14 protein-coding genes and 1 pseudogene are annotated in these 14,422 nt (G+C 37.0%); 4 read left to right on the top strand and 11 right to left on the bottom strand.

The annotated features are described in order from the left end of the window. Positions 1 to 189 precede the first annotated feature (189 nt). The 9 genes from IPP61_18440 to IPP61_18400 form a co-directional block, all read right to left on the bottom strand. Positions 190 to 636, bottom strand: a complete 447-nt coding sequence (locus tag IPP61_18440) for a hypothetical protein (GenBank protein ID MBL0327111.1) — start codon at positions 634 to 636, stop codon at positions 190 to 192. A gap of 150 nt (positions 637 to 786) precedes the next feature. Continuing rightward, entirely contained in the window at positions 787 to 1,458 is a 672-nt protein-coding gene (locus IPP61_18435) for a hypothetical protein (GenBank protein MBL0327110.1), read from the bottom strand. Positions 1,459 to 1,788: 330 nt separating this feature from the next. Beyond that, a complete protein-coding gene (locus tag IPP61_18430; GenBank protein ID MBL0327109.1) occupies positions 1,789 to 1,950 on the bottom strand; it encodes a hypothetical protein in 162 nt (53 codons plus the stop codon). 2 nt (positions 1,951 to 1,952) lie between these two features. Further along, complete coding sequence (locus tag IPP61_18425; GenBank protein ID MBL0327108.1) at positions 1,953 to 2,399, bottom strand: hypothetical protein; 447 nt, start codon at positions 2,397 to 2,399, stop codon at positions 1,953 to 1,955. Positions 2,400 to 2,678: 279 nt separating this feature from the next. Beyond that, positions 2,679 to 3,761 carry a magnesium/cobalt transporter CorA gene (gene corA / locus IPP61_18420; GenBank protein ID MBL0327107.1) on the bottom strand — a complete coding sequence of 361 codons (1,083 nt, stop codon included), beginning with the start codon at positions 3,759 to 3,761 and terminating at the stop codon, positions 2,679 to 2,681. A gap of 1 nt (position 3,762) precedes the next feature. Then, positions 3,763 to 5,193, bottom strand: coding sequence for an AAA family ATPase (locus IPP61_18415; GenBank protein MBL0327106.1), 1,431 nt, complete (start codon positions 5,191 to 5,193; stop codon positions 3,763 to 3,765). 60 nt (positions 5,194 to 5,253) lie between these two features. Further along, positions 5,254 to 5,733: a hypothetical protein gene (locus tag IPP61_18410; protein MBL0327105.1), complete on the bottom strand. Its 480-nt coding sequence runs from the start codon at positions 5,731 to 5,733 to the stop codon at positions 5,254 to 5,256. 226 nt (positions 5,734 to 5,959) lie between these two features. Continuing rightward, positions 5,960 to 7,315, bottom strand: coding sequence for an NAD-dependent succinate-semialdehyde dehydrogenase (locus IPP61_18405; GenBank protein MBL0327104.1), 1,356 nt, complete (start codon positions 7,313 to 7,315; stop codon positions 5,960 to 5,962). Beyond that, positions 7,305 to 7,727, bottom strand: coding sequence for an Rrf2 family transcriptional regulator (locus tag IPP61_18400; protein ID MBL0327103.1), 423 nt, complete (start codon positions 7,725 to 7,727; stop codon positions 7,305 to 7,307). Before IPP61_18400 ends, IPP61_18405 begins: the two co-directional genes overlap by 11 nt. Before the next feature lie 123 nt (positions 7,728 to 7,850). Between IPP61_18400 and IPP61_18395 the strand changes: the two are divergent. The 4 genes and pseudogenes from IPP61_18395 (at position 7,851) to IPP61_18380 (ending at position 11,063) form a co-directional block, all read left to right on the top strand. After that, a pseudogene (locus IPP61_18395) lies at positions 7,851 to 9,074 on the top strand (RsmB/NOP family class I SAM-dependent RNA methyltransferase). A 12-nt stretch (positions 9,075 to 9,086) separates the two neighbouring features. Beyond that, on the top strand, positions 9,087 to 10,022 hold the full coding sequence (locus tag IPP61_18390) for a phosphoglycerate dehydrogenase (GenBank protein ID MBL0327102.1): 936 nt from the start codon (positions 9,087 to 9,089) through the stop codon (positions 10,020 to 10,022). Between the two features lie 388 nt (positions 10,023 to 10,410). After that, entirely contained in the window at positions 10,411 to 10,755 is a 345-nt protein-coding gene (locus IPP61_18385; protein MBL0327101.1) for a type II toxin-antitoxin system RelE/ParE family toxin, read from the top strand. Then, positions 10,752 to 11,063 (top strand): helix-turn-helix transcriptional regulator, encoded by a 312-nt coding sequence (locus tag IPP61_18380; protein ID MBL0327100.1) that lies wholly within the window; start codon positions 10,752 to 10,754, stop codon positions 11,061 to 11,063. Before IPP61_18385 ends, IPP61_18380 begins: the two co-directional genes overlap by 4 nt. 4 nt (positions 11,064 to 11,067) lie before the next feature. Here the strand turns inward: IPP61_18380 and IPP61_18375 are convergent, their stop codons facing one another. Both IPP61_18375 and IPP61_18370 read right to left on the bottom strand, forming a co-directional pair. After that, positions 11,068 to 11,562 (bottom strand): GNAT family N-acetyltransferase, encoded by a 495-nt coding sequence (locus IPP61_18375; GenBank protein MBL0327099.1) that lies wholly within the window; start codon positions 11,560 to 11,562, stop codon positions 11,068 to 11,070. A 59-nt stretch (positions 11,563 to 11,621) separates the two neighbouring features. Further along, a complete protein-coding gene (locus tag IPP61_18370; GenBank protein ID MBL0327098.1) occupies positions 11,622 to 14,369 on the bottom strand; it encodes a pyruvate, phosphate dikinase in 2,748 nt (915 codons plus the stop codon). Positions 14,370 to 14,422 lie beyond the last annotated feature (53 nt).

The raw sequence follows: 14,422 nt of genomic DNA, 5'->3' as shown, positions 1-14,422 counted from the left end.
ATATGTTTGAGAATCAGGTTTTTTTTTGGTGATTTTGAAAGGGTAAAAAAAGGTTTTCCTGTTTTAATTATCATAATGCGGAAAGTTTTATTAGAATATTTTGAAGTGCCATTTATATACTTTTTTTACCCGTCAAAGACCGAAATTTGGCTGTTCTATAACTTTCGAATAGCTGGAGTGCTATGCTTTTTACCCTTTTAGTTTTATGTAATAATCGTTCATTGTGTAAAGTTTAATGTTATAATCTTTCATGTCCTTATCAAGTTCTATTTTAGCTTGCTTATAGACACTTTCGCTTGAAATATTGGTTACCAAACTATGTTGAATAGTCTTAAATCCTAAATCTATTTCAACTAATTTATCAACGGATTTTTTGATTTGAACTACTGCATCTCTAATATTTCCAATCTGTGTATCGGCAGGTCTATCTGTTTTGAACATTTTTACCTCCACAATTTCAATAATATTTCCATTGTCGGATTGTAAACAAAAGTCAAGTTCTATGTCTTTTAAATAAGTTTGATTTGCACTATAACTATAATTATTGTCATCAAGAACATACTGAATTGCAAAGAAAAGTAAGCCGTCTTTATGAACTATTTTATCATAAATTTCTTTGTCAAGTTCGTAAGGCACTATATAAAGTAGTTCACTGTTGCAATTTGGGCATTTTAGCTTCAGTTTACTTGGCTTAATGTTAGTTGTCAAGACGCCATTTAAAGTATTGGGGGGGCAGTTTACACATTCATAATAGCTTTTCAACTTGCCTCCATTTATTACTCCAATTTAATACAATTCGTCAAAAAATAACAGTCTATCTTGGAAATTTTCAATATCAAAAAGTATATCTGTGAAATGTTTAGTTGCAGAAATAAGATTATTTTTTATTTCATGGTTATAATATGTGCTTACTAAATCGATAGAAATTGCTAAATCAGATAAATTTTGCTGCTTTAAAAACGCTTTTGTCTGGGTTTTTAATTCTGTTTCAACATACAAGCCAAATTGTTCTTTTGTTTCAATTTCTTTGGGAATTAAGTAATAATCTGAAAGAAACTTAAAAAAACCTTTCTCATCATCAATTGAACTTAAAAGTTTTGTTATTATTTTTAACCAACCGCCTGTTTTTGATAAGTCAGCTTCAATTTTTTTGATTGTTCGCCCAAATCGCCCCTTGATGTACTTTTCAATTTTATCTCCGTCTAAATATTTTTTTGCTGCACTTTGTAAATTGTGAATTAATTCAATACTCTCATTTTCAGTTCTTTTTGCTACTTGAACTCCTGTTTTTCTTTTTTGGGAATTTGTCAATACAATTCTTTGTGCATAAAACTTTTCCTTTGAAAGGATTAGTTCTACTTCATCTTCTAAAAGTTCTGCTTTATGTACAGAAAAAATTGTCTGACAAGTTGGGTTTGTCCAAAATAGATTATAGAATTTTTTCTCTGTTGCAATCATATTACTTGCTAGTCAATTTGATAGAATGGGTTGTTTTTTGCAATTCTCTCACAATCGACATATACGCAATTGCGTAAATATCTCATTTAGATGCAATTGGTATTTTAGGTTTAAGTGATTTATTTTCAAATATATATCCGAGTATAAACATTTGTTGTCGGTTAAAAGATTTAATACTGGCAGACCGTGTGGTCTAAATTCTTTACGAATATAAAGTATTGATTTTGAATGACAAATGAATGGCCGGGTAAATTATTTCAAAATCTGTTAAACAATAAATCAAATGAATTGTTCAAAACAATTAAAGGTGATAACTAACAATATATCACATTATAAAACTTTCTTATCAGGCTTTGGAAGTCCGATTTTTTTTAACATTTCATTCGCCTTTTCCAATTTTTTTGGAAATAAAATTTTATCATTGAAAAAATCTAATGATTTGTCAATCAGTACAATAGGTTTCTTTTTTGTATTAATGTCTGTAATTTTCATGCTTAATCTTTTTTTAATTTAACAAGAAATCCTTCGTAATCTTTACCAATTTGAAATTCCTCCCAACCATATTCTAGCTGACCATATATTTCAAAATCTGCATTTATCTCATTTAGGTACTTTGAAATCCCCATTCTATATAATCGCGTTCTTGATTTTGTGCTACCTGTTGCGTAAACCATTGCATCTTTATGTATATCCATAAAAGCATACAATGTAGCAACCACTGTCGCTAATACTTTTTCACTATCCCCATTGTTGGAAATTACAAGATCATCTATTTCTCCAGTTTCAATGTTTTTATCTCCAAAACCCAGATTAAATAAGTCTTTGTAATTGGTAGGAGTATATTGAACAATCTTAGGAATCTTTCCATTAGGACCAATACTGACAAACTCAAATACCTCAAGCTTTTCTCCGGATTTTAAATCATACTTATCTAGCTTCATCGTATATTTTTTAAAACAGAAATCATGATAGAAATATTATATTTTCAAAATTTTAGTTTACTCAAATATCAAGTATGAAGAAGAATTTATTGAAATTTTTTGTAATTTATTCAATTCCAGATTGTTATTTTTTATTATTCCTTATGTAAAACATACTTTTATTCTTAAAAAATATCCAAATTCTCTACGAATATAAAATATTGATTTTGAATGAACAATGAATGGCAATGATTTTTCTTTTTCGGTAAAAAAGGAAAGAAGATTAAACTTTGCTTTCTCTCAAATATACTTCTTCCATTTAAAATATATCCAAAAACTCGCCGCTACCAGGGCCATGGCTGCCAAGGTATAAAAATAGCCGTTTTGTTGCCGTAGCTCGGGCATATTGTCGAAATTCATACCGTAAATGCCCACAATGAAGGTCAGCGGCATAAATATGGCCGTCAATACAGTGAGGGTTTTCATCACGGAGTTCATCTTGTTGCTCAGCTGTGAATGGTAATTGGAGGTCAGGCTCTCAATATCGTCTCTGAAAGTGTCAATCGAATCGAGGTTTTCGGTCACGTGGTCGAGCACATCTTTCAGATAATTCTTCGACTCGTCGGTAAAAAAATGGTGGTCGTCTCTGATCAGCTGCCCAATGATCTCCTTGAGTGGAGACAGACTCTTTTTGAGATATATGATTTCTCTTTTCAGATAAAATAACCGCTGCTGGTGCAAAGGTCTGGCTTCGGCCAAAATTTCCTCTTCCAGGTTTTCGAGGGCTTCTTCTATCTCGCTGAGGCTGAGATAATAATAGTCGGTAATGGTATCAAAAAACGAGTAAAATAAATAGTCAATTCTGGAGCGTTTGGTTTTACTGTTTTCGCGGTTCATCCTCTCCAATATGGGCGAAAACACGTCAGTATTGTCGAGTTCCTGAAAACTTATGGCCATATCACGCATCAAAATCAGCGAAACTTGCTCTGTTTCAATCGTTTGGCTCTGTGGGTTTCTACGCGGAACTTTGAGACAGGCAAATAATAAATCGTTTTTTTCGAAATATTCGAGTTTGGCTTTTTGGGTAGTATTGAGGATGTCTTCCACCAACAAAGGATGCAGGTCAAAAGCCGCCGCAGTTCGCTCAACCAGTTTGGTAAAATGGATACCCTCCAGATCAATCCAATGGTTAAATCCGGGCTCACGTTTTCTGGCAATCTGCTCGATATTAGGGTTTTCGGTAATCAAAACCCCGGCATTGTTATATTGGATCAACCTGAGCTCCGCCTCACCTTCTATGGGTTTACCGATGTACTTTGGGGTACCGGCCGAGCTAAAAACCGAGTGTTTCGAGATTTTGGATCTGTGTTTTGATTTTGCCATTTTAGTCTTCGGTTTTTATACCAAAAAATTTCGGGTTGAAATTTACCAAAAAAACTTCACTTATTCCTCTCGTGATAGCAGTATATAGCCAGCGGAGGGTTTCGTGATCTATTTCGTTGTTTTGCAAATATAACTGATCAATAAATACCGCTTCCCACTGTCCACCCTGCGATTTGTGGCAGGTGAGGGCATAGGCAAACTTCACCTGAAGGGCATTGAGATATTTGTCTTCTCTGATTCTCTTTTTTCTTTCTTTTTTGGTTTTTACCCAAAAATAATCCTGAATCACACTTTCATAGAGCCGCTTGTTTTCCTCTATGGTAAGGCTGGGGCTGTTGGAATACAAGGTATCAAGAATAATCATGGTGTCAAATTCCGGTTCCTCGGGATAGTCAACCAGTGTGAGGGTGACATTCTGAAACCTGAAGCCGTGCATTTCTTCTTCCCGCCCGAGTCTGCGTACTTGTGCGAACTCCCCGTTGGCGATAAACCCTGCCTCAGAGTCTTCACCCAGCACCGAATAGTTGTTTTTGACAATCATCAGAATATCACCTTTGTCGAGCTCGGCCTCGGAGCCATTGATTCGGTTTCTGATGAGCCGGTTGTACTGTACAGCATTGCGGTTGGAGCGGGTGATCAATATGGTGTTTTCCTGTCCATATTTTTGGTAGGCATATTGCAGGCCGTCCTCAATTCTGTCACCCGGCATATTGAAAAAGTCTTTGAAACCTTTGGTATTCAGCAATATATCGGGTGTTTTTTCTGTCAGTTGTTCTCTCAGTGCGGTGGCGTTGAGCAATATGCCCGAGGCTTGTTGTTGCCGCATCACTTCGGTGAGGGTTTGGGTAAAAACCTTTGAATGATAAAAATCCTGCAAGTGATTGATATCCAGTGCAGGGCTCAGAGCCATTCCAACGGGTGGCAACTGTGCCTCATCGCCAATGAGCAGGAGCTTATTTTCCTGACCTTCAAATACGAAATTGATGAGGTCGTGTAGCAGTCCGTTCTGGCCAAATTCCCGGGTATCAGATATCATCGAAGCCTCATCAACAATAAAAAGTGTCCCTTCAGAGGTGTTGGGTTGAAGCTTGAATACCAGGTTGCCCGAATGAGCATCTTCTACCTGCTTGTATATTTTGCGGTGAATGGTCTGCGATTTTTTGCCCGAATAATTGCTCATGATTTTTGCAGCCCGGCCGGTAGGAGCGAGCAAAACGCTTTTCCAGCCAAACTTGGGCAGCACTTTCATGAGCGTGCTCAACACGGTGGTCTTTCCGGTACCGGCAAAGCCTTTTAGTACAAATATGGAGCGGTCATCTTCATCTTCCAAAAATTCTTCCAGTAAGGTGAAAAGCCTATTTTGTCCACTTGTGGGTGTAAATTTGAAGTTTTTGGTAAGTGCCTGAGCAATATTTTCTATTTGGGCAGTCATTGGCATAAACAAAAATAGCCTAAATAATAGGCCATTTTTGTAAAAAAGTATAAAATGTTTTTAATGTAAATGTTTCAGATTGAGGCCATAAAGTACACCAAAAATAGCAGCTATAATGGCGGAACCTGTCACATAAATGCCGCTCCATATTCCTACAAAGACCATTGCACCTCCTATCACGTCTGCACCAAGGCCAATCAGATATATCCAATATCCCTTTTTTTGAAGTCCCCACATCAAAATGGCACCTACCAGGGTCAAAATACTGGAAATTCCGGACACCATACCGATATTTTTTACTTTTTCTTCGGTGAAATTAGCCTCTACACCACTCAATATTTTATCAATCATTTCTGATTCCTTTTCGGTTTTTGCCTGAGCATCAATCTGATCTTTCATTTCGTCGATGACAGTAGGAACCGTTTCTGCAACAACTGCAGCTGAGGTGTAGTTTGAAAATGCCTTAAAGATGCTGTAAGCACTACCAATGAAGGTCAGAATACATAATACGGTCAAAAATGTTGGTCTTACGCTTTGCATAAAATGTAGGTTTAATATATTTTGCTAAATTAGGTTTTTTTTTGATTAGTGAAAAAGACTTGGAAAGAATTATGGTTTTTAAACCAATTGAATTTGATTTAAATTAAATCAAGGATTGTTCTTTAGTCTTAGATTATAAAATATTAGGAATCTCTTAATTAGTTTTTTTTAGAAAATAATTGAAAAAATACCCGGATTTAATTCTGAATGAATCTTTAGCAAAATCTTATCCTTCAATGAAATAAGATTTGTTATTCAGAAATTCGGTTACGCCGTAAACACCCAATTCCCGTCCATAACCCGACTGATTGGTGCCACCAAAAGGCAATGAAGGGTCTGATTTGACCATAGAATTGATAAAAACTGAGCCTGAAACTATGTTTTTCGATAATTTCAATACTTTTTCCAGATCCGAAGACCAAAGGCTGGCTCCCAGACCAAAACTGGTTTCGTTTGCGATTTCTATGGCCTCATTTTCATCGTTGGCCACAATCACACAAGCGACCGGACCGAAAAGTTCTTCAGTAAACTTTGCAGATATTTCCCTGCTGATTTTCAAAAATGACGGGTTTATCAGATTACCTTCTCTTTTGATTGGGATAATTACTTCGGCACCCATTTCTATCAAAGTACCTGTCTGATTTATAATCTTCTCAGCAAGGTCGGTTCTTGCCATTGGCCCCATGTTGGTTTCGGGTAAAAGTGGGTCGCCTATTTTTATTTGCTGGATAAGATTTTTTGTTTGGTAAATAAATTCATCGGCAATTTCCTTTACCACAATCCATCTTTTGGCTGCAATGCAGGTTTGTCCGGCATTCTGAAATCTCGACTTGACTGCCCAATGAGCTGCTTTTTCAAGGTTTGCATCTTTTAACACAATAAATGGATCAGAGCCACCCAATTCCAATACTGACTTTTTCAAATATTTGCCAGCCAATGCCGCCACCGACGAGCCCGCAAGATTACTGCCGGTAAGTGTAACACCTTTCACAAAAGGGTGTGCCACAACAGTTTCCACAAGGTCAATGTCGATATATAAACTTTGAAAAACGCCATCAGGAAAACCGGCATCCAAAAACAGACTGTCTAGTAATTGTGCTGAATTCCAGGTGTTTGGAGCGTGTTTGAGTAATACAACATTGCCACCCAAAAGCATAGGAATTGCAAATCTTAAAACTTGCCAAAAAGGGAAATTCCAGGGCATAATGGCGAAAATAGCACCAGTTGGCTCAAAACTGTAGAAACTCCTGGTTTTTCCCTCTGAGACAGCCTTTGGTTTCAGAATTTCTTCAATGTGATTGCAATAATATTCAGTTGTGGTGGCACATTTTTCTATTTCGGCTTTGCTTTCTGCGAGGATTTTACCCATTTGGGTGGTTATTTCAAGGGAAAGTTCCGGAGAATTTTTTCTTAAAAGTTCAGCAAAATTTCTAAAAAAATCAATTCTGGAGTTCAGTGGCATATTTTTCCATTTCCCAAATGCCTTTTCACTTTTTCTGATTTTAATTTCTAAATCAGTTTTGGTTTCAAATGCAAATTCTGAGGTAATCTCCCCAGAAAACGGATTGTAATTACAAATCATCATTGATCATGTCTTGAATCGAAGTATTCTCATATACGGCCAGGTTAGCATCTCTGATTTTTTCCATGATTGGCCTGATCTTACACTTTTCTTCCGAGCTGCAGTCGTCACATTTACCATAAAAATTCAGTGAAACACATAATACAGGGGCTATGGGGCCATCAATTACCCTTATCACTTTTGCAAGGTTGATTTCAGAAGGCGGGGTTCTCAACAAATATCCGCCACCTTTTCCTTTTACACTGCTCAGGATTCCGTTGTTCCGTAATTCCAATAATATGGCCTCCAAAAATTTTTTCGGGATATTTTCTTTTTCTGATATTTCACTGATTAGTAGCGGTTTTTTGGGATCTTCCTGGATCGCCAGCCGGGTCAGAGCCTTCAGAGCGTATTTTGCTTTTTTGGAAATCATTTTTGGATCGTTAATGAGGTTAATGTATTCAAAATTACCTTCAATTTTTCAATTTTCTAAATCAATTTTTTGACAATTGTCAAATGATGCGTTTTATTATCTCTAAATTTGCACAAAAATATTCTGAATGTCAAAACTGTAAAAATCTTTCCTCCACTCATCAATGCTGTTAAACAAGCTCTAAATGAGATATTTATCGAAAACCGTAAAGCTGATAAAGCCATCAATGGTATTCTGAAATCAAATCCGAAATGGGGTTCCCGCGACAGGGCATTTATTGCAGAAAATACTTATGAAATCGTAAGGAATTGGCGGTTGATAAATTTTATTGCCGACGAAGACTACGAAAAAGTCAATTATAATGCTATTGAAAATTTAACACTTATCGGTTTGATTCTCAATGGTTATCAGGAGTCTAATCCGGGATATTTTGAAAAGATAGACCTCGGGTTGGTGTCGCTTAAACTAAAAGAGGCCGAGAAAGATTTCAGAATAAAATATTCGATTCCTGATTGGCTGGATAAAAGTTTGGAAAATGAAATTGGAGAAAGACGTTTTGCAGAGCTTGAAACCATGAGTCATCAGGCAGAAGTGTTTTTGAGAGTAAATACCCTAAAGATTTCAAAAAATGAACTTTTGGAAATTTTTAAATCAAAAAATATCTAAGTAGAGGAAGTTAAAGAGGTAGAAAATGCTTTGAGATTGCTCAAAAGACAGAATGTGTTTGGTTGGGAAGAATACAAAAAAGGATTTTTTGAAGTTCAGGATGCAGGGAGCCAGATGATAGCTGAGTTTTTGGATGTAAAACCCGGAGAAAGGGTGATAGATGCCTGTGCCGGTGCCGGCGGTAAATCGCTTTCTTTGGCGGCTAATATGAAGAATTCAGGCAGGCTCATCGCCCTGGATGTTGAAGAACACAAGCTGCTTGAGCTAAAGAAAAGAGCCAAAAGGAATGGGATTTCGAACATTGAAACCCGGTTGATTGAAGGCAAAACCATCAAAAGACAAAAAGAATCGGCAGATAAGTTGCTGCTTGATGTGCCATGTACCGGTTTAGGAGTGATTCGCCGGAATCCTGATGCAAAGTGGAAGTTAAAGCCGGAGTTTATGGAAGAAGTGAAGCTTACGCAGCAAAAGATATTGCAGGAATATTCCAAAATGCTGAAAATTGGAGGCAAAATGGTTTATGCCACCTGCTCGATTCTACCCTCAGAAAATGAAAAGCAAGTAGAAAAATTTCTGGCCGAAAACAAAGATTTCGAATTATTGAAAGATCAGCACATCTGGCCTTCAGAATACGGTTTTGATGGTTTTTATATGGCACTTTTTGAAAGAAAAAATTCATAATATTTTCGGGAGATGAAAGTACTGATTGTTGACGAAATGCATGAGTCGATTGTTCAGATGCCCTCAGAGTTGGGCCTGGAGGTTGATTATTTTCCAAACATTTCGATAGAAGAAGTAAAAAGCAGGGTGGCTGATTATGAGGGATTAATCATAAGAAGTAAGTTTTTTATTGATGAAAGTTTTCTCGAAAATGCCCCTAATTTGCGATTTATTGGCAGAGCAGGTGCAGGCCTTGATCTGATAGACGTGGAAGCATGTAAACGTAGAAATATCGAGATTTTTGCTGCCAATGAAGGAAACAGGGTGGCTGTTGCCGAGCATTTGATTGGAATGATTTTGAGTTTATTTAATAAAATCGGAAAATCATACGAAGAAGTAAAAATTGGCCAATGGTTGAGAGAGGAAAACCGTGGCGAAGAATTGTTTGGCAAAACTGTAGGTTTGATTGGCTATGGTAACAATGGAGAAGCCACAGCTACCAGGCTGACGGCTTTTGGTTGTAAGGTACTTGCTTATGATAAATATCGGTATGGTTTTGGAAATCAATATGTTGTAGAGTCAACTTTGGGCCAGATATTTAGAGAAGCTGATATTTTAAGTCTTCATATTCCCCTGACCATCGAGACCCAGTCCTGGGTTGATGCAGCGTTTTTTGAGAAGTTTTCCAAACCGATTTATTTCTGCAATATTGCCAGAGGCGAAATAGTTGTATTAAAAGACCTTGTGGATGCTTTGAAATCAGGAAAAGTAAAAGGTGCTTGTCTGGATGTGTTGGAAAACGAAAAATTGAGTAAGCTTTCCGAGGCTCAGAGGCAGGATTTTGAATATCTGATTAATCATAAAGGTGTGATTATCACCCCACATATCGCTGGCTGGACTTTTGAATCTTATAAACGCATCAATCAGGTCTTGAAAGATAAAATTGCCAGGTTTTTGAATATTGGGTAGATAAATTATTACTGTCAAACGGTTAAATATTTTTAAACCAAAAACTGGCTTATATTCTACTATTAAATGGTATTTTGTTTTAAAATAGAATAACACCCAATACCATTCTTTGTGTCGGCTGCCGCCTGGGCCTTCATTTTTTTTCGAAAAAAAACGAAGCAAAAACTGCACCCTGAAACTCACACACTCAAAATTCTCAATATAATTTATTTATTAAATTTAACTTTCTCCTTTTGAGAATTTTGATTGTGTTCAAACAGTGCAGGCTGTTATAAGGTCACATTTGATTTAATTTGTCCTTTTGATTGTAATTAATTATTAAAAAAAAACTAAAAAAAGTTTCGTTATGATGAAACTTTTAATTAGTTTTGAAAAAATCTCGCAATAAATGCCAAAACAATTTGAAATTGTCTTTCTTGAAGAGGCTTATGATTATTTAAAAAGTATTGAAAGGAAACATTATGAAAAAATACTTTTTAATTTACGTAAAGCTCAGGAAGGCATTGATTCAGAGCTGTTTAAGAAATTAAGTAATGATATTTGGGAATTTAGAACATTATTTCAGGGAATTCAACACAGAATTTTGGCATTTTGGGAAAAGAAAAATGGATTGGAAACTTTGGTTATTTGCACTCACGGTTTTGTAAAAAAAAGAAGTAAAGTTCCTGAAAATGAGATTTTAAAGGCTGAAAAAATCAGAAAAAAATATTTAGAAAATAAAAACTTAAGATGAAAGTATTTACACTGGAAGAAGTGCAGGATGAACTGGTTGGGCACGCTGGGACACCATCGAGAGATTTATTTGAATATGAACTTCAAATGGAAATTATAGGTCAGGCTATTAAAAATTCAAGATTAGAAAGAAATCTTACTCAGGAGGAACTAGGGAAACTAATTGGAGTTCAAAAGGCTCAGATTTCAAGACTGGAAAATAATCCTAACAACGTTACTATAGATACTTTAATTCGGGTTTTTACGGCATTAAAAGCTAAAGTAAAATTTCAAATCGAACTTTCTGGCATTAAATTAAATGTTGGATAGAATATTATATTTTTTTTTCCATTATATAATCATCCATTAAAAAGCCATTTCCAATATCAATTACCTTCTCCCTGGCTTTTATGAAACCAATTTTTTCATAAAAATTCAAAGAAGGATTTTTCTTGTTTACATTCAGAATCAATGATTTCTGATTTTCGGTATTTATTTCTGATATAGCTTTATCAATCAATTTTTTACCAAATCCTTTTCCCTGGCATTCCGGCAAAACATATAGCTTATGGATTTTTGTAGAATCAGAGCCATCATAGTTTTTTTCAAAAGCTACAAATCCCATATCCTTTCCATCTTCTTTCAGGACAATAAAAATATGACCGGCCAGGAATTGCACCTCTAAAGGTTGGCTGTCGTACATCATTTTGAGCATATAGGAAATTTGCTCAGGAGTAATCACATTTTTATAAGCTTCAGGCCAGGTTTGATAAGCTATTTCTCTGATTCGTCCCAGACTAGCTTTTTCGATAATTTCAAATTCAATCATAAAAAAATACCCCGAAAAAATTAATTTCCGGGGCAAAGATAGGTTATTTTCGGGGTTTTTTAATTTCCTCTTGGGAATTCCAAAGCTGCCTGAGCTGCGGCCAATCTTGCAATAGGCACGCGGAATGGAGAGCAACTTACGTAGTTCATTCCAACCTGATGGCAGAATTTCACACTTTCAGGATCTCCACCATGCTCACCACAAATACCCACTTTCAGATTTGGTTTGGTTTTCCGGCCTCTTTCAGTACCGAATTTGATCAACTCACCAATACCTTCCTGATCGATAGTTACGAATGGATCATCGTTCAACAGTTTGAGATCAAGATATTTAGGCAAGAAACCACCGATATCATCACGGCTAAAACCGAAGCCCATTTGAGTCAAGTCATTGGTACCAAAGCTAAAGAAGTCAGCCTCTGTAGCCATTTTCTCAGCCAAAAGTGCTGCTCTTGGTATTTCGATCATGGTTCCGTACAGGTAAGGTATTTCTCTCATTGACAAACGGGTACAAACTTCATCATAAACTTTCTCAACGATAGCTTTTTGATGGGTAAGCTCATTTACGGTACAAGTTACCGGAATCATAATTTCCGGCATTACTTTTTTACCTTCGTTGGTAAGCTCGGCTGCTGATTCCAAAATGGCTTTTATTTGCATTTCGGTGATTTCGGGATAACTAACACCCAAACGAACTCCACGGTGACCCAACATTGGGTTGTTTTCATGAAGAGCCAAAACTCTGCGGTTCAAAACACTAATTCTGATACCCAGGTCTTTTCCTAATTGCTGTAGTTTCTCTCTATCATGAGGAACGAATTCATGAAGTGGTGGATCAAGCAAACGGAAGGTAACCGGATACCCTTTCATCACATCAAGGGTTGCTTTTACGTCTTTTTTAACATAAATAAACAACTCATCCAAAGCTTCTCTTCTTTCCTCTTCAGTTGTACTCAAGATCATTTTACGAAGCAAGAACAATGGTTGCTCACTTCCTTCACCATAGAACATGTGCTCTGTACGGAATAAACCTATACCTTCTGCACCAAATTTGAATCCTGCTGTAGCATCATTTGGAGTTTCAGCATTGGCTCTTACACCAATAACTTTATATTTATCAACCAGCTCCATTAAGTCGCGATATGACTCATTTTTGTCAATATCAATATCTACCAATGGCATGCTTCCTTCGTACACATTTCCTTTAGTACCATTAAGACTGATCCAATCACCTTCTTTGATAGTCTCACCATTTTTTGATTTGAAAAATTTGGAATGGCTATGAATCTCTATATCAGCACAACCTACAATACAACATTTACCCCAACCACGTGCTACCAATGCAGCATGAGAAGTCATACCACCTTTAGTAGTAAGGATGGCCTGTGCTTTGTGCATACCGTCCACATCTTCCGGAGAAGTTTCTTCTCTTACCAGGATTACCTGTTCGCCTTTTGATGCCCAGGCAACTGCATCTTCTGATGAAAATACAACTCTACCTTTGGCACCACCAGGACCTGCAGGTAAACCTTTGGCAATTGTAGGAGTTACTTTTTCGATATTAGGATCAAGCATTGGTAGTAACAATTCAACCAATTGATTAGGTCCAACACGCATAATTGCAGTTTTTCCGTCAATTTGTCCTGATTTGTACATTTCAGTTGCCATTCTTACGGCAGCTACACCATTTCTTTTACCCACACGACATTGCAACATATACAATTTACCTCTTTCGATGGTAAACTCGATGTCCTGCATATCGTGGTAGTGGCCTTCAAGACGACTTTGGATTTCGTAAAGCTCAGCATATTGAACAGGCATAAGTTTTTCCAAAGATTCGAATTGCTCACTTTGGCTGTTTTTTGAGTATTCGTTCACCGGAGCCGGAGTACGGATACCTGCTACTACGTCTTCACCCTGAGCATTCACCAGGAACTCACCGTAGAATTTGTTTTCACCAGAACCCGGATTACGTGTAAAGGCAACACCAGTACAAGAATCATTTCCAAGGTTACCAAAAACCATGGCCTGCACGTTTACAGCAGTACCCCATTCTTCAGGTATTCTTTCAATTTTACGGTATTCGATGGCTCTTTTACCCATCCAGCTACTGAATACGGCACCAACACCACCCCAAAGTTGTTCTTCGGCATTATCCGGAAATTCAACACCCAATATTTTTTTGACTGTTTTTTTGTAATCAGCCACCAGGCCTTTCAATTCATCTACTGTAAGTTCGGTATCCGAAGTATATCCCTGAGTTTCTTTGATATGTTCCAGTTTTTCATCCAATACTTTTCTGATACCTTTTCCACTTTTCACTTCAATACCGCCAGCTTTTTCCATTACTACGTCGGCGTACATCATGATAAGCCTGCGATAAGCATCATAAGCAAAACGTTCGTCGCCACTCTGGGCAATCAATCCTTTAATTGTTTTTTCGGTAAGACCTACGTTCAAAACGGTCTCCATCATACCTGGCATACTTTTACGAGCACCCGAACGTACCGAAACCAGAAGTGGGTTTTTGTCGTCACCGAATGTTTTGCCGGTGATTTGCTCCATTTGAGCAATTGCATCGGCAACCTGAGATTTTAATGTTGTAGGATATTGTTTTCCGTTGGCATAAAAATACGTACATACTTCGGTAGTGACTGTGAAGCCCGGAGGCACTGGCAATTTTAGGTTAGGGTGACCCGCCATTTCGGCAAGGTTAGCTCCTTTACCTCCCAGCAGGTTCTTCATTGATTCGTTTCCGTCGGCTTTTCCGCCACCGAAGGAATACACATACTTTTTTGAATCTGACATAATACTGTGATTTTTAATCTTTTGGTTTAAATCTCCCTAAAGGAATATTCATT

The organism is Cytophagaceae bacterium, from assembly GCA_016722655.1.
GTDB lineage: Bacteria > Bacteroidota > Bacteroidia > Cytophagales > Spirosomataceae > Leadbetterella.
The sequence above is the reverse complement of the archived record's forward strand: the minus strand, read 5'-3'. Positions and strand labels throughout refer to the sequence as shown.

Bases quoted from the DNA above. Each gene is read 5' to 3' on its own strand.
- IPP61_18435 (MBL0327110.1), bottom strand. From the start codon at position 1,458: ATGATTGCAACAGAGAAAAAATTCTATAATCTATTTTGGACAAACCCA.
- IPP61_18430 (MBL0327109.1), bottom strand. From the start codon at position 1,950: ATGAAAATTACAGACATTAATACAAAAAAGAAACCTATTGTACTGATT.
- IPP61_18425 (MBL0327108.1), bottom strand. From the start codon at position 2,399: ATGAAGCTAGATAAGTATGATTTAAAATCCGGAGAAAAGCTTGAGGTA.
- corA (MBL0327107.1), bottom strand. From the start codon at position 3,761: ATGGCAAAATCAAAACACAGATCCAAAATCTCGAAACACTCGGTTTTT.
- IPP61_18415 (MBL0327106.1), bottom strand. From the start codon at position 5,193: ATGACTGCCCAAATAGAAAATATTGCTCAGGCACTTACCAAAAACTTC.
- IPP61_18410 (MBL0327105.1), bottom strand. From the start codon at position 5,733: ATGCAAAGCGTAAGACCAACATTTTTGACCGTATTATGTATTCTGACC.
- IPP61_18405 (MBL0327104.1), bottom strand. From the start codon at position 7,315: ATGATTTGTAATTACAATCCGTTTTCTGGGGAGATTACCTCAGAATTT.
- IPP61_18400 (MBL0327103.1), bottom strand. From the start codon at position 7,727: ATGATTTCCAAAAAAGCAAAATACGCTCTGAAGGCTCTGACCCGGCTG.
- IPP61_18390 (MBL0327102.1), top strand. From the start codon at position 9,087: ATGAAAGTACTGATTGTTGACGAAATGCATGAGTCGATTGTTCAGATG.
- IPP61_18385 (MBL0327101.1), top strand. From the start codon at position 10,411: ATGCCAAAACAATTTGAAATTGTCTTTCTTGAAGAGGCTTATGATTAT.
- IPP61_18380 (MBL0327100.1), top strand. From the start codon at position 10,752: ATGAAAGTATTTACACTGGAAGAAGTGCAGGATGAACTGGTTGGGCAC.
- IPP61_18375 (MBL0327099.1), bottom strand. From the start codon at position 11,562: ATGATTGAATTTGAAATTATCGAAAAAGCTAGTCTGGGACGAATCAGA.
- IPP61_18370 (MBL0327098.1), bottom strand. From the start codon at position 14,369: ATGTCAGATTCAAAAAAGTATGTGTATTCCTTCGGTGGCGGAAAAGCC.